At 73.9% G+C, this 25,804-nt stretch carries 21 protein-coding genes and 2 tRNA genes; 8 read left to right on the top strand and 15 right to left on the bottom strand.

What is annotated here, in order from left to right:
- The first annotated feature begins 16 nt into the window (after nt 1–16).
- Nucleotides 17–838, top strand: coding sequence for a YceI family protein (locus KUM39_RS21295; RefSeq protein WP_217787334.1), 822 nt, complete (start codon nt 17–19; stop codon nt 836–838).
- On the opposite strand, the gene KUM39_RS21290 is transcribed toward KUM39_RS21295, so the two are convergent.
- Together KUM39_RS21290 and KUM39_RS21285 are read right to left on the bottom strand one after the other, a co-directional pair.
- Nucleotides 821–1,603, bottom strand: a complete 783-nt coding sequence (locus KUM39_RS21290) for a GAF and ANTAR domain-containing protein (RefSeq protein ID WP_217787333.1) — start codon at nt 1,601–1,603, stop codon at nt 821–823. The two genes, KUM39_RS21295 and KUM39_RS21290, sit on opposite strands and share 18 nt — an antisense overlap.
- A gap of 144 nt (nt 1,604–1,747) precedes the next feature.
- Entirely contained in the window at nt 1,748–2,410 is a 663-nt protein-coding gene (locus tag KUM39_RS21285; RefSeq protein WP_308288194.1) for a GAF and ANTAR domain-containing protein, read from the bottom strand.
- A 360-nt stretch (nt 2,411–2,770) separates the two neighbouring features.
- Here KUM39_RS21285 and KUM39_RS21280 point away from each other — a divergent pair, with 360 nt between their 5' ends.
- Nucleotides 2,771–3,118, top strand: a complete 348-nt coding sequence (locus KUM39_RS21280; protein WP_217787332.1) for an STAS domain-containing protein — start codon at nt 2,771–2,773, stop codon at nt 3,116–3,118.
- A 55-nt stretch (nt 3,119–3,173) separates the two neighbouring features.
- Complete coding sequence (locus tag KUM39_RS21275) at nt 3,174–3,644, top strand: PPOX class F420-dependent oxidoreductase (RefSeq protein WP_217787331.1); 471 nt, start codon at nt 3,174–3,176, stop codon at nt 3,642–3,644.
- Between the two features lie 67 nt (nt 3,645–3,711).
- On the opposite strand, the gene KUM39_RS21270 is transcribed toward KUM39_RS21275, so the two are convergent.
- From KUM39_RS21270 to KUM39_RS21240, 7 genes are all read right to left on the bottom strand, one after another.
- Nucleotides 3,712–4,467 carry a TetR/AcrR family transcriptional regulator C-terminal domain-containing protein gene (locus KUM39_RS21270; RefSeq protein WP_217787330.1) on the bottom strand — a complete coding sequence of 252 codons (756 nt, stop codon included), beginning with the start codon at nt 4,465–4,467 and terminating at the stop codon, nt 3,712–3,714.
- 225 nt (nt 4,468–4,692) lie between these two features.
- On the bottom strand, nt 4,693–6,915 hold the full coding sequence (locus KUM39_RS21265; RefSeq protein ID WP_217787329.1) for an ArnT family glycosyltransferase: 2,223 nt from the start codon (nt 6,913–6,915) through the stop codon (nt 4,693–4,695).
- On the bottom strand, nt 6,912–8,381 hold the full coding sequence (locus KUM39_RS21260; RefSeq protein WP_217787328.1) for a bifunctional glycosyltransferase family 2/GtrA family protein: 1,470 nt from the start codon (nt 8,379–8,381) through the stop codon (nt 6,912–6,914). The genes KUM39_RS21265 and KUM39_RS21260 overlap by 4 nt, the downstream gene beginning before the upstream one ends.
- Before the next feature lie 82 nt (nt 8,382–8,463).
- Entirely contained in the window at nt 8,464–9,996 is a 1,533-nt protein-coding gene (locus KUM39_RS21255; RefSeq protein ID WP_217787361.1) for a sensor histidine kinase, read from the bottom strand.
- A 266-nt stretch (nt 9,997–10,262) separates the two neighbouring features.
- Nucleotides 10,263–11,000: a response regulator transcription factor gene (locus KUM39_RS21250; RefSeq protein ID WP_217787327.1), complete on the bottom strand. Its 738-nt coding sequence runs from the start codon at nt 10,998–11,000 to the stop codon at nt 10,263–10,265.
- 236 nt (nt 11,001–11,236) lie between these two features.
- Nucleotides 11,237–12,136 (bottom strand): DUF2797 domain-containing protein, encoded by a 900-nt coding sequence (locus KUM39_RS21245; protein WP_217787326.1) that lies wholly within the window; start codon nt 12,134–12,136, stop codon nt 11,237–11,239.
- Between the two features lie 81 nt (nt 12,137–12,217).
- The gene (locus KUM39_RS21240; protein WP_217787325.1) at nt 12,218–12,541 is read right to left on the bottom strand and encodes an HGxxPAAW family protein; all 324 of its coding nucleotides are present in this window, start codon (nt 12,539–12,541) and stop codon (nt 12,218–12,220) included.
- A gap of 123 nt (nt 12,542–12,664) precedes the next feature.
- Here KUM39_RS21240 and KUM39_RS21235 point away from each other — a divergent pair, with 123 nt between their 5' ends.
- The 3 genes from KUM39_RS21235 to KUM39_RS21225 are packed head-to-tail and all read left to right on the top strand — an operon-like array spanning nt 12,665 to nt 14,037.
- On the top strand, nt 12,665–13,156 hold the full coding sequence (locus tag KUM39_RS21235; RefSeq protein WP_217787324.1) for a MarR family winged helix-turn-helix transcriptional regulator: 492 nt from the start codon (nt 12,665–12,667) through the stop codon (nt 13,154–13,156).
- Between the two features lie 41 nt (nt 13,157–13,197).
- Nucleotides 13,198–13,728, top strand: coding sequence for a hypothetical protein (locus tag KUM39_RS21230; protein WP_246620507.1), 531 nt, complete (start codon nt 13,198–13,200; stop codon nt 13,726–13,728).
- Between the two features lie 24 nt (nt 13,729–13,752).
- Nucleotides 13,753–14,037 carry a hypothetical protein gene (locus KUM39_RS21225; RefSeq protein WP_217787323.1) on the top strand — a complete coding sequence of 95 codons (285 nt, stop codon included), beginning with the start codon at nt 13,753–13,755 and terminating at the stop codon, nt 14,035–14,037.
- A 93-nt stretch (nt 14,038–14,130) separates the two neighbouring features.
- Here KUM39_RS21225 and KUM39_RS21220 read toward each other — a convergent pair.
- Both KUM39_RS21220 and KUM39_RS21215 read right to left on the bottom strand, forming a co-directional pair.
- Nucleotides 14,131–14,203 (bottom strand) — tRNA-Arg (locus KUM39_RS21220).
- A 190-nt stretch (nt 14,204–14,393) separates the two neighbouring features.
- Nucleotides 14,394–14,484 (bottom strand) — tRNA-Ser (locus KUM39_RS21215).
- A 533-nt stretch (nt 14,485–15,017) separates the two neighbouring features.
- On the opposite strand from KUM39_RS21215, the gene KUM39_RS21210 reads away from it, so the two are divergent.
- Nucleotides 15,018–15,443 carry an SSI family serine proteinase inhibitor gene (locus KUM39_RS21210; RefSeq protein ID WP_246620513.1) on the top strand — a complete coding sequence of 142 codons (426 nt, stop codon included), beginning with the start codon at nt 15,018–15,020 and terminating at the stop codon, nt 15,441–15,443.
- Nucleotides 15,444–15,871: 428 nt separating this feature from the next.
- Nucleotides 15,872–20,554 (top strand): hybrid sensor histidine kinase/response regulator, encoded by a 4,683-nt coding sequence (locus tag KUM39_RS21205; protein ID WP_217787321.1) that lies wholly within the window; start codon nt 15,872–15,874, stop codon nt 20,552–20,554.
- 167 nt (nt 20,555–20,721) lie between these two features.
- On the opposite strand, the gene KUM39_RS21200 is transcribed toward KUM39_RS21205, so the two are convergent.
- The 4 genes from KUM39_RS21200 to KUM39_RS21185 form a co-directional block, all read right to left on the bottom strand.
- Nucleotides 20,722–22,377 carry a long-chain fatty acid--CoA ligase gene (locus KUM39_RS21200; protein WP_217787320.1) on the bottom strand — a complete coding sequence of 552 codons (1,656 nt, stop codon included), beginning with the start codon at nt 22,375–22,377 and terminating at the stop codon, nt 20,722–20,724.
- 148 nt (nt 22,378–22,525) lie between these two features.
- Nucleotides 22,526–23,143 (bottom strand): SigE family RNA polymerase sigma factor, encoded by a 618-nt coding sequence (locus KUM39_RS21195; protein WP_217787319.1) that lies wholly within the window; start codon nt 23,141–23,143, stop codon nt 22,526–22,528.
- Between the two features lie 349 nt (nt 23,144–23,492).
- Complete coding sequence (locus KUM39_RS21190; RefSeq protein ID WP_217787318.1) at nt 23,493–23,804, bottom strand: hypothetical protein; 312 nt, start codon at nt 23,802–23,804, stop codon at nt 23,493–23,495.
- A gap of 609 nt (nt 23,805–24,413) precedes the next feature.
- Nucleotides 24,414–25,700 carry an alkaline phosphatase gene (locus KUM39_RS21185; protein ID WP_308288193.1) on the bottom strand — a complete coding sequence of 429 codons (1,287 nt, stop codon included), beginning with the start codon at nt 25,698–25,700 and terminating at the stop codon, nt 24,414–24,416.
- Between the last annotated feature and the right edge of the window lie 104 nt (nt 25,701–25,804).

Raw genomic sequence — 25,804 nt, 5'->3', positions numbered from 1 at the left:
TGCAGGGAGAAACGGGATGGGACTGACCGCGAGAATCCGCACCCGCGACGGCTGGGCCGTGTCGCACGCGGTCGTCACGGTGACGGACATGACGGGCACGCAGGTGCTGCGCGCCGAGGCCGACGCCGAGGGCGCCGTACGGGACACCACCCCGCTGGCGCCCGGCGCGTACACGGTGATCGTGACGGCGGTCGGGTACGCGCCCGCCGCGTCCAGCGCGATCGTCACCGCGAGCGGCCGGGCCGAGGCGGGCACGGTCACCCTGGCCCGGCAGGGCGGCACCGAACTGCCGCCGCCCGGCCCGTGGACCATCGACCCCGTGCACTCCTCGGTCGCGGCCGTCGCCCAGCACCTGGGGATCTCCAGCGTGCACGGCCGGTTCACCGAGTTCGGCGGCACGGTCGAGATCGCGCCGGACGACACGGCCAAGTCCCGGGTGGAGGCGGTCATCCGGGCCGCGTCCATCGACACCGGCAACGGGACACGGGACACGCATCTGCGCTCGGCGGACTTCCTGGACGTGGAGCGGTACCCGGAGATCACGTTCCGGTCCACCGGCCTCTCCCAGGCCGGCCGGGACCGCTGGACCGTCCACGGCGAGCTGGGCATGCGGGGCGTGCTGCGCCCGGTGGACCTGGAGCTGTCCTACCTCGGCACCGGCGCCGACCCGTGGGGCGGCACCCGTGCCGCGTTCCGGGCCACCACCGAGCTGCGGCGCGAGGACTTCGCCATGAACTACAACCAGGTCCTCCAGGCCGGGATCGCCGCCATCGGCACCACGCTCAGGGTGGAGCTGGACATCCAGACCGTCCAGGGCGACTCACTGCCGACGGCCTGACGAGCGGCGGGGCACCTGCGCGGGCCGCCCGGGCACTCCGGGCCCGGGCGGCTGCGGGACCCGCGCGGTCCCGGCGGGCCGGGACGGTCCGGACGCGCCCGCCACCAGGTCCGCGGCCAGGTCGCGGAGCTTCACATTGCGGTCCTGGGAGACCCGGCGCAGCCGTCCCAGGGCCGCCGCCGCGTCCAGCCGCTCCCGCGCCATCAGGATGCCGACCGCCTGGTCGATGACGCTGCGCGAGAGCAGCGCGAGCCGCACATCGGCGGCCGAGGCGCTCTCCGCCTCGATCCGCAGCGCGGTGTCGATCATGTCCGCCGCGCGGGCCGCGAGGCTCTCGGCCGCCTCCCGGCCCGCCTCCAGGGCGCCCGGCCCGGTCGCGTAGAGGTTCAGGGCGGCCCCCGCCTCGCCCTCGACCACCAGCGGCAGCGCCAGCACCGAGTGCACCCCGGCGGCCAGCGCCTGCGGGGTGTAGCCCGGCCACCGCGACTCGCGTGCCAGGTCCGGCGCGTACTGCACCTCACCGGTCTCGGACGCGTCCACGCACGGGCCCGACTCGTTCTCGTACTGCCGCTGGTCGAGCCCGCTCGGCAGGCCCGCGCTGCCCGCGAGGGTCATCAGCCGGTCGGCGCGGCGCACGGTGACGCTGCACGCGGCGACGCCGGGCACCTCGCGCACAGCACGGTCGGTCAGGTCGCGCAGCAGCGTATCGAGTCCGCCGCCCCGCGCCATGACCCGGTCCAGGGTCTCCGAAGTGTCAGGTCTCATACGGCTACGGGTATCCCGAACGGCGTACGTGAAGCAGACGGGGACGCGGCCGGGGGGCGGACCGGGGCACGGGCGGAGGCGGTCCGGGGGCGCGAACGGGCAGGCCGGGGGCGCGCACACTGCCGTACGCGCCTGCGGGTGGGACTAGTTGTCGCTCGCGCCCACGATGCGGCGGGCCAGGTCGCGGAGTTTGACGTTCTCGCGCTGGGAGGCGCGGACCAGGCTCTCGAAGGCGGCGCCCGCGTCGATGTCCAGACGCTCCATCAGCACCCCGGTGGCCTGGCCGATCAGGTCGCGGGTCTGCATGGCCTCGGTGAGCTGCTCGCGCACGGTCACCGACTTCAGCGCCAGGCTGACATGGGTGGTGAACAGACGGCCGAGCCGGGTCGCCGACTCGTCGAAGGCGTGCGGATCACGGGAGTACGCGGTGAGGACGGTGAGTCTTCGTTTGTCGGCCCGCAGCCGCAGCGACAGCACCGAGCGCAGCCCCAGGCCGGAGAGCGGTCCCCGTCCGTCGTCCTCCGTGCCGTGCGCCGTACGCACCACCGGTGAGGTCCACAGCTCCTCCCAGTGCGTGAGGCTGGGGGCGCCCGCGTCCCGGACCAGCTCGTCGCTCCAGGCGACCGCACGCAGGTGTTCGCCCCGCTCCATCTCCAGGACTCCGGCGTGCTCGGCACCCGGCAGCAGCTTGACGGCCAGTTCGGCGGCGGCGCGCAGCGTGGCGTCGGGGGTGGCGGTCTCGTGCAGCTCCCGGGCCGCCACGGTCAGTGCCTCGGCCAGGCCCAGCTCAGCTGCGATACGTGCCACATCGGAAAAGTCAGACGAAGCCACCACGAACCTCTCGGATGACACGGCCTCTAGGCCGTGCTTGGAGAGCTCCGCAGCACATTCCCGACTGCGAGCAAACGACAACAGCACTCTAGCTGCTCCCTTGCGGCGAAGTGACGTTCGGTCGGCGCTCTGACCTCAGGTCCGCGTTCCGGGGCCCCGGCGTCCGCGCTCCGGGGCCCCCGGCCCGGGCGCCCGCCGTCCGGTCACCGCCGCTTCCGCCGTCCGGGCGGCGCGTGTTCCAATGGGCGGGTCGGTCAGGCAGTGGCCCTCTGGCTCCGCCGTGCCCGGAAGCGGGCGCGGACCCCAGACCGCCCCCGCCCGTCAGGTGAGTGTCCCGTGACCTTCGTCCCGACCCCGTGCACGCCCAGCGGGCTGCCCGGCCGCACGCTGCTCCGGCTGCCCGCGGAACTGGACATGGGCACGGCACCCGAGCTGTACGACCACATCCTCGCCCTCGCCCTCGCGCAACGCCCCCGGCTGCTGGTGCTGGACCTGACCGGCACCCACTTCATGGACTCCCAGGGCGCCCACCTCGTCGAGGGCATAAGCCGCGCCCTCCGCCCGGACACCGAGGTCCGGGTCGCCGCGCTCCCCGACGGCCTCCCCGGCCGCGTCCTCACCCTGACCGGCGTACGCCGTGACGTGCCGCTGTACGACGACGCGCGGGAAGCGCTGACGAGCTGAGCGGCACCCGCCCGGCCGTGCGTGTACGCGCCGCCCGGCGCATAGGCTGGCCCGCATGGCTTCCCACATCGCTACCAACACCCGTGTCTCCCTGGACGAACTGCTGGAGTTCGTACGGCCCCGGCACCGGGCGATCCTGCTCACCCGCCGTGCGGACGGCTCCCCGCAGGGCTCCCCGCTGACCTGCGGGGTGGACGACTCCGGCCGGATCGTCGTCTCCACCTACCCCGAGCGGGCCAAGACCACCAACGCCAAGCGGGACTCCCGCGTCAGCCTGATCGTGCTGAGCGACGACTGGAACGACGCGTGGGTGCAGATCGACGGCACCGCCGAGGTCCTCGACAGCCCCGACTCGGTCGAGCCGCTCGTCGAGTACTTCCGCAACATCGCCGGTGAGCACCCGGACTGGGACGAGTACCGGGCCGCGATGGTCCGTCAGGGCAAGTCCATCATCCGGATCACCCCCGAGCGCTGGGGCCCGGTGGCCACCGGCGGCTTCCCGGCGCACCTGGCGCCGAAGGACTGAGCACCGGGAGGGCGGGCATCGGAGGGGGCGCCGCGTCCCGTGCCGGGGACCGGGCGCCGGGGTCCCGTCAACCCCGGTCCGCCATCGCCTCGATGCCCGCCAGCAGCAGGTCGAGGGCGACGGTGAAGTCCCGGTCGCGGTTCTCGGCGACGGTCGCGCTGCCCCGCGCCTCGATGATCTCCCGCGACTCCTGGAGGTGGGCGGCGACACGGGGGTCCTGCCGGGCCGAGGCGAGCGCCTGCTCGACGTACTCGTCCGGGGTCTGGCCCGAGTCCGCGCTCCGGGTGAGGAAACGGCCCTCCAGGGTGCCGTAGCCGTAGACGAACTGCAGGACGGCGGCGATGGCGCCGGGCACCCGGTCGGCGGGCAGCCCGGTGTCGCGGACCGCCCGGCGGACCCCGCGCGAGAAGGCGAGCGCGTGCGGGCCGATGTTCAGATACCGCCCGGCCAGCGGTGACAGCCAGGGGTGCCGGAGCAGCATCGCCCGGTACTCCCCGGCCAGTCGGCGCAGTCTGCCGCGCCAGTCGGCGCCCTCTTCCGCGGCGGGGTCCGGGAGTTCGCCGTACGCCGCGTCCAGGGCGAGTTCCAGCAGGTGGTCCTTGGTGTCCACGTACCAGTACAGGGACATCGCGGTCACGTTCAGGTCGGCGGCCAGACGGCGCATGGAGAACCCGGCGAGTCCCCCGGCGTCGAGCAGCCGGACGCTCGCCGCGGTGATCCGCTCACGGTCGAGCCCGGACGGCTGGCCGCCCCGCGCCGCCCGCCGGGTCCTGCCCTCCAGCCAGACGCTCGTCCGTACCGGCCGCGCATCCGTATTGGCCATCGACGCACCCTTCCCCGCACTCGGCCGCTTCCCACGATGCCGGGCGCATACCCAGCGGCCCGGAACGTCACGCGACGTTCCGGGCCGTTGACGGACGCACGGGGAGGAGCGCGGGCCGGCCTCCGGGCGTACGGCGCCCGGCGAGTACGGCTCCCGGGCGTGCGGTTCCCGGGCGTGGGGCTGCTGGGCGTGGGGCTCGTGGGCGTCAGCCCTTCCCTCTGGGCGTCAGACCTTCCGCGTCAGGTCGTAGAAGGTGGCCGAGCCGACCGTCACCTTCCGGAACGTCGCCTCCACCCAGGTGCTGATGCTCGACGAGGTCCCGGAGGCGCGGCCCGCGCCGGGCATCCCGCCCGCGCCCTCGGCGGAGCCGCCGGTACGACCCGTACCCCTGCCCATGCCCATGCCGCCCCCGGCGATGAAGTAGTGGACCCGTCCTTCCGCCACGTACGTCTTGAACTGGGCCAGGGTCGGGGAGGGGTCGGTGCCGTTGAAGCCGCCGATGGCCATCACGGGCCTTCCGGTGGCGAGTTGGTAGCTCGCGGCGTTCTGGGAGCCGATGGAGGCGGCCACCCAGGTGTACTTCGCGGCGTCCCGCGCGAGCAGCTTCTTCGCGTCCGCGCTCACCTTGGCACCGTTCAGCAGGCCGCCCATGCCGCCACCGCGCACACCGCCACCCGTCCGGGGGTCCTCACCCCGGGAGCCGGTGCCGGTGCCACCGGGGAAACCGGGGAAGCCCCCGCCGGACCCCTGCCCCGGCGCACCGGGAGCACCGGGCGCACCCCCCGTACCGGAGCCCTGGCCGGGCCCCTGCGCCCCGCCCGGCGCACCGCCGGGGAAGCGGAACCCGCCCCCGCCGAACCCGCCGCCCGCGCGGAACCCGCCCGCACGGGCGCCGAAGCCCCTCATGCCCGCGCCCGCCGGACCCGCCGTCGGCAGTGAGCCGGTGTGCCCGGAGTTCACGGTGGACAGCGTGTACGCCGTCGGACCGCCGAGCCCCGCCAGCAGCCCGACCAGCGCCGCGGCCAGCGCGGCCCGGCGCGGCAGGCGGCCCGCGAAGACCAGCCCGAACGCCGCGAGCAGGGCGCCGATCAGCACCAGCCAGCGCAGCCACGGCAGATAGGACGGCGTGCGGTTCAGCAGGACGTACCCCCACGCACCGCCCGCCACCACGGCGGCGGCCAGCGTGAGCGCGGCCCACAGTTCGCGCCGCCGCTCCCAGAGCAGTCCGGCACCCATGCCGGTGACGGCGGCGAGGTAGGGGGCGAGGGCGATCGTGTAGTACGAGTGGAAGATGCCCGCCATGTAGCTGAAGACCACCATCGTGATCAGCAGCGAGCCGCCCCACACCAGGAACGAGGCGCGGGTGACCGACGCCCGGCGGGCCTTGCGGGTCGCCCAGAGCGCGGCGACCAGCAGGATCAGCGCGGCCGGGAGCAGCCAGGAGACCTGGCCGCCGACCTCGGAGGTGAACATCCGGTCCCAGCCGGTCGAGCCCCACATGCCGCCCCCGCCGCCGGAACGGCCGCCCGGACCACCTCCGCCGCCGACGCTGCCGGTCTCGTCGCCGCTGATCCGGCCGAGCCCGTTGTAGCCGAAGGTCAGCTCAAGGAAGCTGTTGTGCTGCGAACCACCCACATAGGGACGGGAGTCGGCGGGCCACAGCTCGACGATCGCCACCCACCAGCCGCCGGAGACGAGCAGCGCGAGGGTGGCCCAGCCGAGCTGCGCGAGCCGCCTGAGCGGCCGTACGGGACCGCACACCGCGTAGACGATGGCCAGCGGCGGCAGGATCACGAACGCCTGGAGGGTCTTGGCGAGGAAGGCCAGACCGACCGCCACGCCCGCCCCGACCAGCCAGCGGGTCCGGCCGTCCTCCACCGCGCGTACGGTGAAGTAGCAGGCCAGCGCCATCAGCAGGGCCAGCATCGCGTCCGGGTTGTCGAACCGGAACATCAGCGCGGCGACCGGCGTCAGCGCCAGCACGGCGCCCGCGATCAGCCCGGCCGCCGGGGACGACCTGCGCCGCACCCCCGCGTACACGACGGCGACCGTGCCGACGCCCATCAGCACCTGCGGGACCAGCACCGACCAGGAGCCCAGCCCGAAGATCCGTACCGCCAGCTCCATCGGCCACAGGAACGCCGAGGGCTTGTCCACGGTGATGGCGTTGCCGCCGTCGAGCGAGCCGAAGAAGAACGCCTTCCAGGAGGTGCCGCCCGCCTGGACGGCGGCGGCGTAGAACGAGTTGGCGTATCCGGAGGCGCTCAGGCCGTACAGGTAGGTGGCGAGCGTGAGGGCCAGCAGGCCGAGCAGCGCCGGGCGCGCCCAGGCCGGGTCCTCGGTGCGGCCCCGCCACAGCCGCCGCGCGAGGCGGGGCACGGCGGGCCCGGCCGAGGGCCGGACACGCGGGGCGGCCTCGGCCGCCGGAAGCACGGGGTGGGTGGTCATCGGAGATCCCCCGGTTCGGTGGTGCGGGTGGTCGGTGGGGTGGTGCGGGAGGTGGGCGAAGAGGTGAGCGGGGAAGTGCGGGACACGGACGGGGTGGTGCGGGACACGGACGGGGTGGTGCGGGACGCGGACGGGGTGGTGCGGGAGGTGGGCACGGGTCCGTACGCCGCCGTACGCGCCGTGGCTCTCCCCGCGCCCTCCGGGAACAGCCAGGCGCGGAACAGCAGGAAGCGCAGGACGGTCGCGGCGAGGTTGGCGGCGATGAGCACCGCCAGCTCGGTGGAGTGGGCCGGGGCGGCGGTCGCGGTGTGCAGCGCGGCCAGCGAGCCGCTGGTCAGGGCGAGTCCGATGCCGAACACCACCAGACCCTGCGCCTGGTGGCGTACGGCGCCGCCCCGGCCGCGCACCCCGAAGGTGAGCCTCCGGTTGGCGGCCGTGTTGACGACCGCCGAGGCGAGCAGGGCGAGCGCGTTGGCGGTCTGGGCGCCGCCGAAGTGCCGGAAGCCGCTGTAGAGCAGCAGGTAGAAGAGGGTGGACAGGCCACCGACCACGCAGAAGCCGACCAGTTGACGGGCCAGGCCGCGCGGCACGTCCGCGATCTCCCGGTCGCGCGGGTCGTCGCCGAACGGGCGGGCGAGCCGGTCCAGCGGGAGCGAACCGGTGGCCAGCGCGCGCCCGATCCGCCACACGCCCTTGAGGTCGTCGGTCGCGGTGCTCACCAGGTGCACGGTGGAATTCGGGTCGTCCACCCAGTCCACCGGCACCTCGTGGATGCGCAGCCCCGCCCGCTCGGCCAGCACCAGCAGCTCGGTGTCGAAGAACCAGCCGGTGTCCTCCACCAGCGGCAGCAGCGCCCGCGCCACGTCACGCCGGATCGCCTTGAACCCGCACTGGGCGTCGGAGAAGCGGGCGTGCAGCGAGCCGCGCAGTATCAAGTTGTAGGCGCGGCTGATGAGTTCGCGCTTCGGACCGCGCACCACCCGCGAGGAACGCACCAGCCGGGAGCCGATCGCCAGGTCCGAGTGGCCCGAGATCAGCGGCGCGACCAGCGGCAGCAGCGCGTTCAGCCCGGTGGACAGATCGACGTCCATGTACGCGAGCACCGGTGCGTCGGACGCGGCCCACACCGCGCGCAGCGCCCGCCCGCGTCCCTTCTCCTCCAGCCGCACGCTGCTCACCCCGGGCAGCTCGGCCGCGAGACGCACGGCGAGGCGCGGGGTGGCGTCCGTGGAGGCGTTGTCGGCGACGGTGATCCGGAAGGCGTACGGGAAGTTCTCGCTCAGGTGCGCGTGCAGTCCGCGTACGGACCGTTCGAGATCCTTCTCCTCGTTGTGGACGGGGATCACCACGTCCAGCACGGGCGCACCGGCGCCCGCCGCCGGAAGGTGTTCCCGCGCGGGCAGGTGCTCCCTCACCGGGAGGTGTTCCCGCGCCGGGAGGGCGCCGGGGGAGGTGTCGGTTCGCATGGCCCGACTCTCGCCAAGTGCCCTGTCGTGAGCGTGTGGTGACACTGTGGTGGGGCTGTGAGTCGGGTGGCGTACGGGTGGTTCAGGAGGGCCAGGCGGCGGGGGACCGGGGAGCGGGGCCGGGGTTCGGCCGCTCGTCGGCGGCCGGGGCCGCGTCGCCGGTCCGTTCCGGGAGCCGTACGGAGAAGACCGTGCGGCCCGGCGCGCTGGAGACGGTGACCTCGCCGTCGTGGGCGGTCGTGACCGCGCGGACGATGGCGAGGCCGAGCCCGGTGGAACCGGCCGTGCGGGTGCGGGCGGAGTCGCCGCGCGCGAACCGCTCGAAGACGTGCGGCAGCAGCTCGGCCGGGACACCGGGCCCGTCGTCCTCGACGTCCACCCGGAGCACCCCGTCCGCCCGCCGCACCCGCGCGGTGACCGTCGTACCGGCCGGGGTGTGGGTACGGGCGTTGGCCAGCAGGTTGACCAGCACCTGCTGGAGCCGGGCCGGGTCGGCGCGGACCGGCGCGGGACCGTCGGGCAGGTCCAGGCGCCAGGTGTGACCGGGACCGGCGGCGCGGGCGTCGCTCACCGTGTCCACGACCAGCGGGACGAGGTCGGTGTCCTCGCACCGCAGCGGGCGCCCGGCGTCGAGGCGGGCCAGCAGCAGCAGGTCCTCCACCAGCAGCGTCATCCGGTCGGCCTCGGACTCGATACGCCCGAGCGCGTGCCGGGTGGCGGGTCCCACGGGCTCCCGGCCGCGCCGGGTCAGCTCGGCGTACCCCCGGATGGAGGCGAGCGGGGTGCGCAGCTCGTGGCTGGCGTCCGCGACGAACTGCCGTACCCGCGTCTCGCTGCGCTGCCGGGCGTCCAGCGCGTCGTGCACGTGGTCGAGCATCCGGTTCAGCGCGCCGCCGACCCGGCCGACCTCGGAGTACGGGTCGCACTCGGCCTCGGGTACGCGCTCGCCGAGGTCCACCTCGCCGGTGTGCAGGGGGAGTTCGGAGACGCGGGTGGCGGTGGCGGCGACCCGGCGCAGCGGGCGGGTGGCGACGCCGACGAGGACGTACCCGGCGATCCCGGCGGCGGCGAGACCGGAGGCGGTGACGCTGATCTCCACCAGGACCAGGGTACTGACGGTGTCGTCGGTGTCCTTCGTCGGCAGGGCGACGTAGTACGTGCCGCTCGGGCCGTCCACGTACCGCGCCCGGTAGCCGCCGAGGCCGGGCAGGTCCACGCTGTGCGGGCGCGGGTCGCGCGGGACCGTACCGAGCGCGGCGAGCTGGGCCGCGTTCAGCGCGCGGGCGTCGATACCGAGAGTGTCGCCGGACCGGTGCCCGACCTCGCCCGCGACGACCCGGCCGCCCGAGACCCGCGCGGCCACCGAGAACTGCGGCTGCGGCCCGCGCGTGACGAAGTCCGACAGGTCGAGCCCCTTGCCGCGCCCCCTGCCCGTGGTCAGACCGGGGAGCACCGGGACGTGGTCCTGCCCCGGCGGCACGAACATCCCGGCCGCCCGCCGCGCGGTCTCGTCCAGCCGCCCGTCGAGCTGCGCGTACAGGTGCGAGCGCAGGGCGATGGTGGTGACGGCTCCTATCACCGCGCAGACGACGGCGATGAGGAGGAGGGAGGAGATGACGAGACGGGTGCGGAGGGTGCGGGGACGGGGGGTGAGGCGGGGACGGCGGGGGGCGTGGGGGGTGGTGGGGGCAGCGGGGGCAGTGGGGGTGCGGGTGCTGCTCGGGGGCGTACGGTCGCGCGGGGGCGGGAGTTGCCGGAGCGGCCAGGGATGCCGGGGCGGCCGGGGCTGCGATCGCTCCGGCCGCTGTGGCTGCTGTGGCTGTTGTGACCGATGTGCCCCCGGCTGCTGCCGTGCCGTCTCCGGCTGCCGCCCCGGTGTGCTCACGCGGCGGGCTTGATGAGGTATCCGGCGCCCCGGCGGGTGTGGATCATCGGCTCGCGTCCGGCGTCGATCTTCCGGCGCAGGTACGAGATGTACAGCTCGACCACGTTGGCCTGGCCGCCGAAGTCGTACGACCACACGCGGTCCAGGATCTGCGCCTTGCTCAGCACCCGGCGCGGGTTGCGCATGAGGAAGCGGAGGAGTTCGAACTCGGTGGCGGTGAGGTGGATGGAGTCGCCGGACCGCCAGACCTCGTGGCTGTCCTCGTCCAGGCTGAGGTCCCCGACGACGAGGGTGGAGTCGGAGCGCCGGTCGGCGGCACCGGCCCGCCGGATCAGCCCGCGCAGCCGCGCCACGACCTCCTCCAGGCTGAACGGCTTGGTGACGTAGTCGTCGCCGCCCGCCGTGAGCCCGGCGATACGGTCCTCCACGGCGTCCTTCGCGGTGAGGAACAGCACGGGCACGTCCGGGAGTTCACGGCGCAGTCGGCCGAGCACGGACAGCCCGTCCATGTCCGGCAGCATCATGTCGAGCACCACGACGTCGGGGCGGAACTCGCGTGCCGCCTGGAGCGCGCCCTGCCCGTCCCCGGCGCTCTGGATCCGCCAGCCCTCGTACCGCAGCGCCAGGGACAGGAGTTCCGTGATGGACGACTCATCGTCCACCACCAGCACGCGGACGGGGCTGCCGTCCGCCCGCAGAAGTTCGGTGCGCCCCTGGGGCGAGGTCGTGGTCATGGCGGCAACCCTGTCGAGACGCTGTGAGAGGAGGATTGCGCGAGTCTGTGATTTGTCTGAGAAACAGGCAAGTGGATTCTGAGAAGGGGGGTTGGGGGGCGGTTGGGTCCACGGGAGTTGGGGGGGGCGGCGGGAGTTGCGGGAGTCACAGGGGCGGCCGGGGCGGCGGGAGTTGCGGGGGCGGCCGAGGTGGCGGGAGTTGCCGGGGCGGTGGGAGGCCGATGCGCCCGGAGCACTCAGAAGAGCCCCTGCTGTTGCTGTTGCTCGAACTCCTTCACCGGGACGGTGAATTCACGGTTCGCGGCGTCGAGGGGTACGAGGTCCCAGCCGGCCATGAGCCGGGTGTCGAGGACGAGCACGCCGCGTCCTTCCACGGCGAGGTGGAGATCGGGTCCGGCCGCTGCGGCGAGGGTGCCGGTGACGATGCCGCCGGGGACGAGTTCGAGGACATCGCCGGTGGGCCGGTCGGAGGCGGAGGCGGACGCGGAGGCGGAGTGCAGCCCGAACGCCCTTACGTGATCGACGGGTTGGCAGGGAGCGGGTTCCAGTGACTCGGGCCAGTTGCCGAGCAGGACGGCGCGGGCGTGGAGTTCGCGGAGTTCTCGGGCGCGTTGCTCCTCGGCCGGGGGCAACTCGGCCCGTACGGCGCGCTTCTGGGCGTACGGGATGCGGTCGGGGATGCCGAGGGCGGCCCGGAGCAGCTCTTCGGTGCGCCGGGCGGCCATCAGGGGGCCGGTACCGAGCCAGGTGAAACAGACGGCGCCCTGCTCCAGCAGCCGTACGGCGCCGCGTTCACGGGCGGTGATACCGACCTTGAGCAGGCCGGGCCCGAACCAGGCGAGGTAGACGCGGTACGGGCGGGGGTCGTCGGCGAGGGTGTCGGCGGCCACCGAGTGCGCGCGGTCCAGCCGGGCGCACTCCTCGCACCGCGCGCCGGTACCGCGCCCCGACACCCCGGCGCGCACCGGGCACACGTTCCCCTTGGCCCCGACACAGCGCCGTCCACCGCCGTCCGCCACCCCGAACCCCACCCGCTGCCCCCACACCAGCACACTGCGCCGCCCGCCGCCCCAGGTGAGCGCGGGGATGGCGTCCGGCGACCAGCGGAGTCCGGCGGAGGTCCAGGTACGGGGCATGGGGGGAGGTTAGGGGGTGGGTCCGACATCCCCGGCGTCGGGTCAGCGGTGCCAACCACCCCGGCCGGGGGCGGAGGCCGGTCACGTTCGTGGGGACACCTCCACGGAGGAAGGCCGCCGACCGGCCATCCGGCACCCCACGCACCCCGCGTGCCCGCCCTCGGCGTACGGGTCCCGGACCCGCATCCCCCACTCCTCGCGTGGCCGGACACCAGGGGGTTTTCCCCACCCGGCGAGATGCAGCACCCAGGTGACCAGGGCGCTCAGCACGACGCCGGCCAGCCCCCCGGCCACCAGCACCCCGGAGGAGACACAGACACCGGCCCCGGCGACGCTCGTTCCCACGGTGGCGATGGCGACGCCGGTCCATCCGGCGACCGTGTGACCCTCGTCGTACAGACTCATGGCCGAACCTCCCGAGGCAGAAGAACAGAGGAAGCGAAAGAGGGAAGCGGCGAGGGAGGTGGGTTCCCTCACGAGCTAAGTAATTCGATACTGAATATCTCACAGACTAAGGGACTACGAAAGATGGACGGCATGCCCCGCCCGCCCGCCGACCCGGCACAGGCCCTGTCCGCAATGGACGACCTGATCGCGGCCCACCTGATCGGCCAGCAGGAGATGGCCCGGCGGCTCGGCCTGAACGTCACGGACCTGACCTGCTACGGCTACGTCCTCGGCGCGGGCGAGACCCCGCCGACCGCCGGTGAGCTGGCCGCCCGCGCCCAGGTGACGACGGGTGCGATGACCGGCATCGTCAACCGCCTGGTCCGCGCGGGCTACGTCACCCGCCGCCCCGACCCCGCCGACCGCCGCGTGGTCCGGGTGGCCCCCGTACCGGGCGCACGAGTCAAGGTGGAGGCGGCCTACGCCCCCCACTACGCCCGTCTGATGAGCCTGTTCGCGGACTACTCCCCCGCCGAACTCGCCACCATCACCGACTGGTTCACCCGCGCCACCGCGGCGGCCCACGAGTCCCTGCGCGAACTGACCCGAGAACACCGCCCCGAGGGAGCCTGAACGCCCGTACGATCTCCCTGCCACAAAGGGGGAGTTGGCCGATGCCCGGACGTAGACGCACCTGGTTGAGCCGCGCCACACTCGCGGCCCTCGCCCCACTGCTGCTGTGCACGGGCTGCACGGTCCCGATCGACGCGGTGGCAGGCATCACGGTGACGACGGACGGCCGTGTGGCGGGCGCGATCATGGTGTGCGGCCACCACATTGACGGGGCGTCGGCATACGTGGACGGGCCCGGCTCCGCCCAGGAGAAGACCCTGGGGGACTGGGAGTCGAAGCACCCCCTCCACCACGGCCTCACCCTCTGGCCCCTGGACGCCGAGGAACCGGCCGCGACCCCGTCCTGGAGGACGAGAACTCCGCTGACTCCCCTGCGTCCGCATACCGCGTACACCCTCTACGGCTGGACCAGGGACAACTCCTGGTCCGCAGCGGAAGTCACCTTCACCCGCACCGACCTGACCCGCCTGTCCCCCGGCACGATCCCCTACACGAAGTCCACGGAGACGGCGGACTACTTGGCAGCCGTCCCCGCAGCGGAGTTCGCGGCGAAGACCTGCGAGCACATGTGACGCCCCCGGAAGGAACCGGAGAGCATGCCCGGAGAATCGGCGATGAAATGGATCTACGCGGCGCTGCTGGCACTCGCCCTGGCCTCGGCGGTCGCACAGGCCCGCAAACGACGATGGTGGAGGGTGGCTTCCACCGTCCTGCCGCCGACGGGCCTGGCACTCGGATTCCCCGGCGGCTTCGGCGGAGACAGACAGCCCTTCTTCTGGCTCGGCACCGGCCTGGTCGCCCTGGGCCTGTGCGCGGAACTCATGGCCTACCGACAGTCCCGCACAACGAACCGCCCCCCGGAAGCACCGGCAACGAACTGACCCGCACCTCAAGCAGAGAACCGACCCTCCCTCGGGACCACCGCCAGGACAAACGCAAGAGGCCCCGCATCTCTGCGGGGCCTCTCAACTATGTGCACTCGGCAGGATTCGAACCTGCAACCTTCTGATCCGTAGTCAGATGCTCTATCCGTTAAGCTACGAGTGCTTGTTTATTGAGTTCTTGTCTTCGCTTCCCGGTTCTTTCGGCCCGTTCGCGGCGACAGGAAGAACATTACATGACTGCCGCCGTCATGTGAAATCCGATGCCCGCACCCCTTGTGAGCTGCGGAAACGTGGATGTGAGGGGTGGGAACGACGAAGCCCCGGTCCTGGGGACCGGGGCTTCGGGTGAGGTGCGGAGGCGGAGGGATTTGAACCCTCGATGGGATTGAAGTCCCAAACCGCATTAGCAGTGCGGCGCCATAGACCGGACTAGGCGACGCCTCCAGCACAACCGCTCACGCGAGCGCGCGATCGGTGCGTGCAGATGATGACACAGGCGAGTGCGGTGTCACCAATCGGTCCCCACGGTACTAGGGACCTGGGGCGCAGGGCAAAGGGCTTCCCTCCCCGGCGAGGCTCCCGCCCCGGCACGGCCACCCCCGCACCCCGGCAATGCCCCCCGCGCTCCGCGTACCGCTCCGGTGAAGCCTCCCGCCGCCCCTCCCCACCTCACCCCTCCCTCACCAACTCCCTCACTCTCCGAGGATTCGCACCCCACCCCGCCCCACCTCACCCCGCAACGTCCCGCCCCTCCCCGCGTTGGGCATGGCATGCGCATCCCCACACCCGCGAACCCCCGGACCCGGACCCCGCTCCGCGCCCGGCACCCCCACCTCGCCGCCCCGCTGCTGCTCGCCCTCGCCCTCCCCCTCGTTCCGGCGACCCCCGCCGCGCACGCCGTCGGGAGTGCCGGTGATCATCCCGGCCGTGCCACGCTCACCCCGCTCCCCACCGCGCCGTCCCACCGCCCGGCCCCCCTGCCCCTCGGCCCCGCCACCAGCACCAGCGCGGTGCCCGCCACCATGCCGCCGCCCGCGCGTCCCGAGGACGAGCCGGTGAGCGGCGATCATCTGACCGTGGTCGTACGGAACGCCGGGCCGGGGCGCGACGGGCGGTACGAGCTGTCCTGTCATCCGGCGGGCGGCGACCACCCGGAGGCCGCGGAGGCGTGCCGGGTGCTGGACGCGAACACCGTTTGGGGGCGGGACACGTTCGCCGCGGTCGATCCGGGCAGCGTCTGCACGCTTCAGTACGGGGGCCCCGCCACCGCCCACGTCACCGGCAACTGGGCGGGACGGCCCGTGGACGCCTCGTACGACCGGGGTGACGGGTGCGAGATCGCGCGCTGGGACCACCTCGTACCGCTCCTGCCCGCCCTCGGCGGCACCACCGCCGCCGTCTGAGCATCCGACGAGCATCTGAGAAGACGTCGGGCATCGAGACCCGGGGCGGCGGGGCGGCAAGACCCTGGGCGGCCGACCGCCCACCCCACGCCCACCCCACGCCCGGCTACGCACCCCACGCCCGGCCCCGCACCCCGCCCGCCCCGCCACGCCCCGCACCGCGCCCCGCTCCGAACACCCACCCCGTGAAGACCGGGCGGAGGACTCGCGGAGGTGGGCCGACCGGCGGGCGGTGGGCGTGGCGCCGGACGGGGCCGTGGGCGGGGGTTCGGTCGGATGTTCGGCGTCACTTCCTCGTGCGACCTCGCTCTCATCCGACGCCCCCCGGCCGGGCCGAGCCTTTAGACTCCCTCGCGTGACACCCCGCGGGCCCGTTGGCAAGATGGCCCGAGCGGTCGGCAAGTGCGGTGACAGGGAGGAAGCGTCTCGTGAGCAGCAGGCCATCCCGAGGCGCTGCTCGCCTCGCAGCCATACTCGACGCGCTGCCCGACGCGTTGGTCCTGGTCAACGCCAACGGGACCGTCGTGAACGCGAACACCATCGCGCTGGAGGCGTTCGAGTCGCCGGGTACGGCGCTGGTGGGGCGCGGGCTGCTCGATCTGCTGCCGGAGTTCGACTCCCGGCTGATCCCGGGCTCGATGCGCCGCCCCGACCACATGGACCCGCGCGGCCTGGCCAAGCCGACCCGGATGATCGCCCGCCGCACCGACGGCGCCGAGTTCCCGGTCGAGGTCACCAGCGCGAACCTGGAGAACGGCCAGCAGGCGTACGACGGTTACGGCTACACCGGCGACGAGCTGCTGATGATCGTCGTACGGGACCTGTCCGGGACCGTGGACACCGAGGCCGAACTCGCGCGCTCGCAGCGGCAGACGGAGATGATCCTGCGCGCCGCGTCCGAGGGCGTGGTCGGCACGGACACCGACGGGCGGATCGTCCTCGTCAACCCGGCCGCCGCGCAGATACTGGGCTACCGCGCGGGCGAACTGGGCGGCAAGGAGCTGCACAACCTCGTCCTGCACTCGCGCGCCGACGGCTCCCCGTTCCCGTACGGCGAGTCGCCGCTCGCGGACACCCTGCGCTCCGGGCGCAAGCACCGGGTGCGCGGGCAGGTGCTGTGGTCCAAGGGGGACGAGCAGGTCTCGGTCGATCTGACGACCGCGCCGGTGCGCGACGGGGACCAGCTCGTCGGCGCCGTGATGACCTTCGCGGACCGGCGGCCGTACGACACGCTCGCGGACGAGAAGGACGCGCTGGAGAAGGCGCACGCCGAGGAGTTGGAGCGGCTCTCCGAGGAGCACGCCTCCGATCTGACCGCGCTGCGCCAGCAGCACGTCTCCGAGGTGGAGGAGCTGCGGGAGAAGCACGCGGCCGAGGTCGGGGGGCTGCGCGAGAAGCACGAGGAGGAGATCGCGTCCGGCGAGGACCGGTACGCGGCGCTCGCCGAGCGCGAGAAGGACCGGTACGAGGCGCTCGCCGCCCGGCACGAGCAGTTGCTGACGCTGCTCGCCCGCTCGCTGCGCGGCCCGCTGGACGAGCTGCGCCGTGATCTGTCCGCCCTCGCGGCCGACGACGCCGGGCAGTTGTGGCCCGAGGCCAATCAGGTGCTGCACCACCTGTCGGCCGGTTACTCCCGCATCACCACCCTCATCGACAACGTCCTCGGCTACCAGCGCCTCGACGCGGGCACCGAGGACATCTCCCGGACGAAGGTCATGCTGGACGCGGTCGTCGCGGCCGGGGTGGAGGGCGCGGTCGAGCTGATCGGGCCGGGCCGGGTGCAGTTCGCCGTGCACGCCCCGCCGATCGAGGCCGAGGTGGACCCGCAGCGGCTCGCCACCGCGCTCGCGCATCTGGTCGCGGACGTCGCCGGGGTGGACGCCACCGGCAACACCCCGCTGTCGGCGGGCGGTTACCTGGACAACACGGTCGTGGTCGCGGCGGCGCAGCGCGGCGAGGTCGCGCGGATCGAGGTGCGCGGGCCGTACCCCGGCGGCGACCCGGTGCACGAGCCGATGGTGCGCGGGATCGTCCGCGCGCACGGCGGGGTGCTCCAGACGCACGAGGTGCCGGGCATGAGCGGCAGCGCGTACGTCCTCGAAGTGCCGCTAGGCGGCGGCGCGGGCGCGGTCCCGGCCGCCGCGATGCCCGCGCTCGGGGCCGGTCCGTCGGCCACCCCGGCCCCGACGGCCACCCCGGCCCCGGCGGCCACGGCGATCACGGCGGTCACCGGGGAAGCGCCGGGTGCCGAACTCGCCCTGCCCGGTGAGCAGGCGGCGGGCGGCGGGCGGCGCCGGGCGCGCCGGGGTTCCACCGACGCGTTCCTGGACGGCGAGTCCGGCGACGAGGGCGGCGAGTCCTCGGCGCCCACCGGACGACGGCGTCGGCGCGCGGCGGCCGGGGACGAGGGCGTGGACACGGGCACGGGCGCGGCTCCGAGCGGTCACGAGGGGGAGGGCGCCTCTTCGACGGGCGCCTCCGGAGGGACCGGGCGGCGACGCGGGCGGGCTGCCGACTCCGGTGCGGGTGTGGACTCCGGTGCGGGTGCGGAGGGCGATGCCGATGCGGCCGATGCGGCCGGTGTGGCCGGTGTGCCTGGTGGTGCGGGTCTGGCGGGGGTCTCCGAGGGTGCCGTGATGACGGCCGCCGAGCACGCGGCCGGTACCCCGGCGGCCAACAGCGGGCTCGGCGCGGCCGTACCGCCCGGCGGGACCGTACCGCCGCAGGGCGTTCCCGCGGGACAGCACGGCCGTAACGGCTCCGAGCAGGCCCCTTCGCAGGCTCCGGCGGCCCTTCCGCCCGCCCTGCCCTCCGGCTCCGGCGGCTCGGTGGCGGACGGTTCGGGTGCGGACGGTTCGGGTGCGGACGCCTCCGGTGCGGACGGCGGCTCGGGTGAGCCGCCCACCGGGCGACGTCGCCGGGCGCTGGCCGCCGCCGCCGAGCGGGCCGCCGCGCAGGAGACCGGCGCGCGTACGGTCTTCGCGCTCCCCCCGGCCGCCGCCGACCGCGCCCCGGAACCCGCCGCCGCGCCCCCGGGCGCGCCCGGTGCTGCCGGGACGGGTGTCGCGGAAGCGGGCCGGCACGACGCCGTGCCCGTGGACCAGAGCGGGGACCACACCCCGCCGCAGCCGCATCCGACCAGCGCGCCGACCGGTCGGCGTCGGCGTGCCGTGGCCCGGCCGGACGGTGGGGCGGACGCCGAGGAGGCGCCGCAGGCCGCCGGGGTGGGTGCCGCCGCGCAGCACGCGCCGGGTGCCCAGGCGGCCGGGGTGCGGGTGGCGCCCGGCGGTCCGGCCGTACCGCTGGTTCCGCAGCAGGGCGCGCCGGTGCCGGGTGGTCCCGGTCAGCTGCTCCAGCCGGGGCAGGTGCTTCAGCCGGGGCAGGCTCTCCAGCCGGGGCAGGTGCTTCGGGCCGCCGCGTCAGTGACCGGGACGATGGAGCCGGACGACGAGTCCGATGCCGGTGCGACCGGTTCTGCGGGCGCTGTCGGTCCCGGCGGTGTTCCCGAGCGGGCCGAGGCCGCCGTACCCGCGCAGGCGGCCGGTGGTCAGGGGCCGGGGAGCCACGGTACGAGTGCCGGTCAGGGCGGCCCCGGCTCCGGTGGGCAGCCGATCCCGGCGCAGGGCAACTCCGGTGCGTCCGCGCACGTTCCGGCGCCGTCGGCTCCGGCCGCCGTACCCCAGCCGCAGGCCCAGCCCCTCCCGGCGGAGGCGGCACCCGGACAGCCCGTACCCGCGCAGCCCCCCGCCGCCACGGTTCCGCAGCAGTGGCCCGGCACGGACGCGGGCGCCCAGGCCCCGGCGGTCCAGGCTCCCCGCGCCGCTCGGCCCGCCGGACCGGGCACCCCGGCGGCGGGCACCCCGCTCCCGCCGGAGCACACGGGTACCGGTGCCGGTGCGGCTCCGGCGCGCAGCGCGCAGCCGCTGCCCGCCGAGAACGCGGCGCCCGCCGCCGACCCCCACTCCACCCAGGGGCGCGCGATCAGCGTGCGCACGCTGGGCCAGGGCGTGCCGTTCACCCGGCAGGCCGCGCAGGTGCAGCAGCCGACCGCGACCCCGCCGCCGCACGGCACGGCGGGCGGCGGACGGCGCCGCAAGCTGGGCACCCCGGCCGCCCGCCCGGAGTCGCAGCAGCCCGACCCGGCGCCCGCCGCCGGTGCGCAGCCGGGCGGCACCGGTGAGCAGCCGGCCGCACCCGCCGCCGCGCAGCCCCCGCGCCCCGCGCCGAACCGCACCGCGCCCGGCACCGAGGGCGCCGGACGGTCGTACGCCATAGGAGCACCGGACGCGGACGCCGACGAGGGGCCCGAGCCGCTGGACGGTCCCGGTGGTGCCGTGGAGATCGCGGACACCCCGCGCGAGCAGCCGCTCGACGACGAGCTGCCCCCGGAGCCGCTGGACAACCCGCGTCGGCTGCTGGTCTGGCCCGCGCCGGACGCGACCACCCAGCAGGCGCTGAGCGACCGGGGGTACCGGCCCGTCGTCGTGCACTCCCGCGACGAGGTGGACGCGCAGATCGCGGCGTTCCCCGCCGCGCTGTTCGTGGACCCGCTGACCGGCCCCATCACCCGGACCGCGCTCCAGTCGCTGCGCCAGGCGGCGGTCGCGGCCGAGGTCCCGGTGCTGGTGACGGCCGGGCTCGGGCAGGCGACCCGCGAGGCGGCGTACGGCGCCGATCCGGCCGTCCTGCTGAAGGCGCTGGCGCCGCGCGACAGCGAGCAGCATCCGCCGCGCGTCCTGCTCATCGAGGAGCACGCGGAGATCGCGCTCGCGCTGACCTCCGCGCTGGAGCGGCGGGGCATGCAGGTCGCGCGGGCCGGGAACGACGCCGACGCGGTGACGCTCGCCGGGCAACTGCGGCCCAACCTCGTGGTGATGGACCTGATGCAGGTGCACCGCCGGGAGGCCGGGGCGACCGGGATCATCGACTGGCTGCGCGCCAACGGGCAGTTGAACCGCACCCCGCTGGTCGTCTACACCGCCGCCGTCGAACCCGCCGACCTCCCCCGGCTGGCCTCCGGCGAGACCGTCCTCTTCCTCGCCGAGCGCTCCACCAGCACCGAGGTGCAGTCCCGGATCGTGGATCTGCTGGCGCGGATCGGCGTCAACTGAGGCGCACGGCACGCTGATCGGCGTACGGCCTGCGGCATGCCGACCGGCGTACGGCCTGGGGTGGTCGTACGGCCTGGCCTGGCCGTACGCCCTCGTGGGGTCGCACGCCCTGGTGCGGCACCGGAGTTGGTGGCTCCGGTGCCGTCACGGTCGGGCGGGGCGGTGGGTCAGAGGCGGGTGACGTCCAGGCCGCCGTCCGCGTACCACCTGCGCAGCACCTTCTTGTCGAACTTGCCGACGCTCGTCTTCGGCACCGCCTCGACGATCGTCCAGCGCTCGGGGAGCTGCCAGCGGGCGATGCCGCACTCCTCCTCCAGGAAGGCGCGGAGGGCGGCGTAGTCGGCGGCGGCGCCCTCGCGGAGGACGACGGTGGCGAGCGGGCGCTCGCCCCACTTGTCGTCGGGGACGGCGATCACGGCCGCCTCGGCGACGTCCGGGTGGGACATCAGGGCGTTCTCCAGCTCGACGGAGGAGATCCACTCGCCGCCGGACTTGATGACGTCCTTGGCGCGGTCGGTGAGGGTGAGGAAGCCCTCGGGCGAGATGGTGCCGACGTCACCGGTCTTCAGCCAGCCGTCCGCGCTGAACTTGTCGTCGGGGCGGAAGGGTTCGGCGTCGGGACCGTTGTAGTAGGCGCCCGCGATCCAGGGGCCGCGCACCTCCAGCTCACCCGCCGAGGTGCCGTCCCAGGGCAGCCGCTCGCCGCCGGGGCCGGTGAGCCGGGCCTCGACACCGGCCGCGAACCGGCCCTGGGTGAGCCGGTACCCGAACTCCTCGTCGGTGCCGACCGCGTGGGCCGGGGGCCGGGCGACCGTGCCGAGGGGGGAGGTCTCCGTCATGCCCCAGGCGTGGCAGACTCGCATGCCGAGCCGGTCGAAGGACTCCATCAGCGACGGCGGGCAGGCGGCGCCGCCGATGGTGACCTGGACCAGCGAGGACACGTCGCGCGGGCGGGCGGTCAGCTCGGCGAGCAGGCCCTGCCAGATGGTGGGGACGGCCGCCGCGTGGGTGGGGCGCTCGCGCTCGATCATCTCGGCGAGCGGGCCCGGCTGGAGGAAGCGGTCCGGCATCAGCATGTTGATGCCGGACATGAAGGTGGCGTGCGGCAGGCCCCAGGCGTTGACGTGGAACTGCGGGACGACGACCAGCGAGAGGTCCTGGTCGGTCAGGCCCATCGACTCGGTCATGTTGACCTGCATGGAGTGCAGGTAGATCGAACGGTGGCTGTAGACCACGCCCTTGGGGTCGCCGGTGGTGCCGGAGGTGTAGCACATGGCGGCGGCCCGGCGCTCGTCCAGCTCCGGCCAGTCGTACGTGGTGGGGCGGCCGTCGATCAGTTCCTCGTACGCGTGCACGCGGGCGCCGGTGCCCTCCAGCGGGGTGCGGTCGCCGGGGCCGGAGACGACCACGTGCTCCACGGTGGGCAGCTTGGGCAGCAGCGGGGCGAGCAGCGGGATCAGCGAGGCGTCCACCACGACGACCCGGTCCGCCGCGTGGTTGACGATCCACACCAGCTGCTCGGCGGGCAGGCGGAGGTTGAGGGTGTGCAGGACGGCGCCCATCGAGGGGACCGCGAAGTACGCCTCGACGTGCTCGGCGTTGTTCCACATCAGGGTGGCCACGCGGTCGTTCTCACGGACACCGAGTTCGTCCCGCAGGGCGTTCGCCAGCCGCACGGCGCGCTCACCGGCCTCGGCGAAGCTGCGCCGCCGCGGCTCGGCCTCCCCGGTCCAGGTGATGATCTGCGAGCGCCCGTGCACCCGTACCCCGTGCGTGAGAATCCGGGTGACGGTCAGCGGTACGTCCTGCATCGTGCTCAGCACGGCGTCCCTCCCTCGGGCGTCGTCGCCCTGCGCGGTGAAGTCGAACGGTCCGGCCTGATTCTGCGCACATACCGCGCGGTATGTCACTAGGTCGTGGTGATCGATCACGGGGTGCGGAGCGACGGGGCACCCTCCGTGCGGGCCGCCCTCAGCGGACCGGGCCCAGTTCCGGGTCGTCCCGCAGCTTGCCGAGGGCGCGGGAGACCGCCGACTTGACCGTGCCGACCGAGACGCCGAGCACCTCGGCGGTCTGGGCCTCGCTGAGATCCTCGTAGTACCGGAGCACGACCATCGCGCGCTGGCGGTCGGGGAGCCGGGTGATCGCGCGCCACATGGCGTCCCGCAGGGCCTGCCGCTCCGCCGGGTCGTCCCCGCCGGGTATCGGCTCGGGTTCGGGCAGTTCGTCGCAGGCGAACTCGTCCACCCGGCGGCGGCGCCACTGCGAGGTCCGGGTGTTCAGCAGGGCGCGGCGGACATAGCCGTCCAGCGCGCCGTGGTCCTCGATGCGCTCCCAGGCGACGTACGTCTTGGTCAGCGCGGTCTGGAGCAGGTCCTCGGCGTCGCTGGGGTTGGCGGTGAGCGAGCGGGCGGCGCGCAGCAGGACGGGCTGGCGGGCGCGGACGTACGACGCGAAGGAGGGGTACGCGAGGTTCCCGCCGCCCCGGCGGTCCCGTGGACGGTCCGGTGCGCGCAGCCCGGAACCCACCGGGACGGCGGGGCCCGGTACGGCGGCGGCCGGGGCGCTGATGCGGACGGGAGTGGTCATGGCTCAACGCTAGAAGCGGAGCGGCCCCGGCGGATCGACCCCAGGAGTGGAAACCGGCTCCACCTCTGGGTGGAGGGGTAGGGGTGGCTCCACCTCCTGTGGGTGGAGGAGAGGCGGACGGCGTCTCGGGGACGGGGTAGGGGCGGTCTCGGGGGCGCGCGGCGGCACGGTGCCCGCCCCCTACGGAAAAACGGCGGAGAAGGGGTGGTCGGTCCGGCCGACCCGGCACGGTTCCCACCCCGTACGGGAAAACGCCTGCGCGGCGGTACCGAAGTACCGCCGCGCAGGCGCACCGCGCCCCGGAGCACACCCCACGGGACCCCTCAGCGGGAGGGGTCCCGGCGGAGGGTCACCAGAGGCGGGTGAAGTGGATGGCGACGTTCTCGTTGCCCTGCTGGATGGCGGACCAGACCGAGCCGTTGACCTGGGCGGTGTTGCTCTGGTTCGAGGCGCCGGAGCCGACGGCGTTCTGCTGGGTGGTGGACGAGTTCCCGTTGTTGTCGTGGCCGACGCCGCTGCCGACGACGCTCGCCACACCGGCGTTCGATCCGTCGTCCGCGAAGGCGCCGTTGTCCGCGGCAGCGATCCCGGTGAAGAGGGCGGCTGCGAGGGGGAGCGCGGAGACGGCGGCGATGACGCGGGCGGTACGGATGCTTGCCATGTTGTTTCCTCCGTGAACGAGCACTTCACTGCCTTGTGGGGGTCGAAGTGCATCCATTTCCCAGGGTGGTTGGCCGACCGCCCTGGCTTTCGTTGACGACGTCGCTGGTTCAGAGTTGCCCAACGGGACCCCGGCCACCACCCCGGAAGCCCCGATTCGCACGCAAGCGTGATGACAAGTCGATAAACCCCCATCGCCACTTTTTGGCGTGTGTCACCGCATCACGCACGAAGGCGAGTAGCCACGCCACAGGCGCCCTAAGGGACGAATCGTTCCGGCACATTTCCGGCCAGATCCGCCTGCATCGGCGCGTCGCACCCGGTCCCGTTGGGCGTATTCGAACGCACATACGAAACCGGCCGTACGGTCACCATCGACCGGTGGGCCGCCGTACCGGCCCTCCGCACCGGCCCTCCGCCGGGGGCGCGGGCGGCTGCCTCGTCGCAGCGGGCGAACGGGTCGGCCGGGGGCGGTGGCCGACGGATCACGGGTGCCCCCGAACACCACGGCCCCGGTACGACCGGGAGGGTCGTACCGGGGCCGTGTGCGCCGGGCACCGGAGCACGGGGGCGCGGGGCGCGAGGCGCGGGGCGCCGGGCGGCGCGGGTGTCAGTGACGGCCGGGGGCCAGGATCTGGCTCAGGACGTCGTGGACGAAGGTGTTGGCGTGCTTGCCGGTGAAGCGGCCCGCGAGCGGACCGGCGGCGGTGACGGGGACATCGACGCTGGTGTGCCCGGAGGTCGTCCAGTCGATGGTGAACGTACGGTCGCTGCCGCGGATGGTGAAGGGGCCGTCCTCGGCGGAGACACCGGTGCCGGACTCGTCGTTCGCGTCGTTCTCCTCGACCGTGAGGCCGCCGGTCTCGTGGTCGCCGGTGATGACGAGGAGGGTGTCGGGGTGGGTGGCCTGGTAGGCGCGGGCCACGGCGACGGCCTTCTCCAGCTGCTGCATCGACTGCAGGACGCGGGTGGCGTTGTTCTGGTGCGCGAACTCGTCCACGCCCTCTTCCTCGACCATGAGGAAGAAGCCCTTCTTGTTCTTGTCGAGCGTCTTGAGCGCCTTGTCGGTCATGGTGGCGAGGTCCACGACGGGGTTGTAGACGTCGCCCTGGCCCTCGGGACGCTGCTGGAACATCTCCTCGTTGCCGAAGAGACCGAGCAGCTTGCCGCCCCTGGCCTTGTCGAGGGCCTTGGCGCTGGTGACGTAGGTGTAGCCAGCCCGCTTGGCCTTGTTGACCAGGTTGCCCTTGGTGCCCTTGCTGGCCTCGCTGGGGTCCTCGGCGGGCTTGTCCGGGAAGGCACCGGGGGTGCCCGCGGGCAGCCACCAGTCCTCGCCGCCGCCCAGAATCACGTCGGGCTTGGTGACGTCCAGGTACTGGCGGGCGATCTCGTCCTGCTTGCCGCGGTCGGCGGTGTTGGAGAAGAACGCGGCCGGGGAGGCGTCCGTGACCTGCGCGGTCGTCACCAGACCGGTCGCCTTCCCGGCGGCCTTGGCCTGCGCGCCGAGCGTCGGCAGCGGGTTGCCGTCCGGGTCCACGCTGATCGCGCCGTTGTACGTCTTCTCGCCCGTGGCCCACGCGGTCGCCGCGGCGGCGGAGTCGGTGACGACGGCCTTCGGGTCGTCCGGGGTGGTGGTGAGCTGGCCGGACACGGGCAGCCGGTCCATGCCCAACTGTCCCTGGAGCCCCGCGAGATGAAGCCGCGCCGCCTCACGCGTCGCCGCGCCCATGCCGTCGCCGTTGATGAAGATGACGTTCTTCGCGGACGCCTGCGCGGGCGCCTTCGGCGCACTCGCGGACGCACCGAGCGTCGGGTTCAGCACCATCGTCGCCACGACCGCCGCCGCCGCGGCGACCCCCGCCGCCCCCCAGCGCCCGGTCCGCACGTTCCTGTTCACAAAACCCTCCCTTGAACCTGCAAAAACAAGCGCTTTGCAATCTAGAGAGGAAAGATCCGGCCAAGCCGAACCGGAGATGACGGATGGGAGAACAGTGCGCTCGG

This window comes from Streptomyces corallincola (assembly GCF_019104725.1).
Lineage (GTDB): Bacteria > Actinomycetota > Actinomycetes > Streptomycetales > Streptomycetaceae > Streptomyces > Streptomyces corallincola.
Note: the sequence above shows the minus strand (reverse complement) of the source record. Positions and strands in the feature narration are given on the sequence as shown.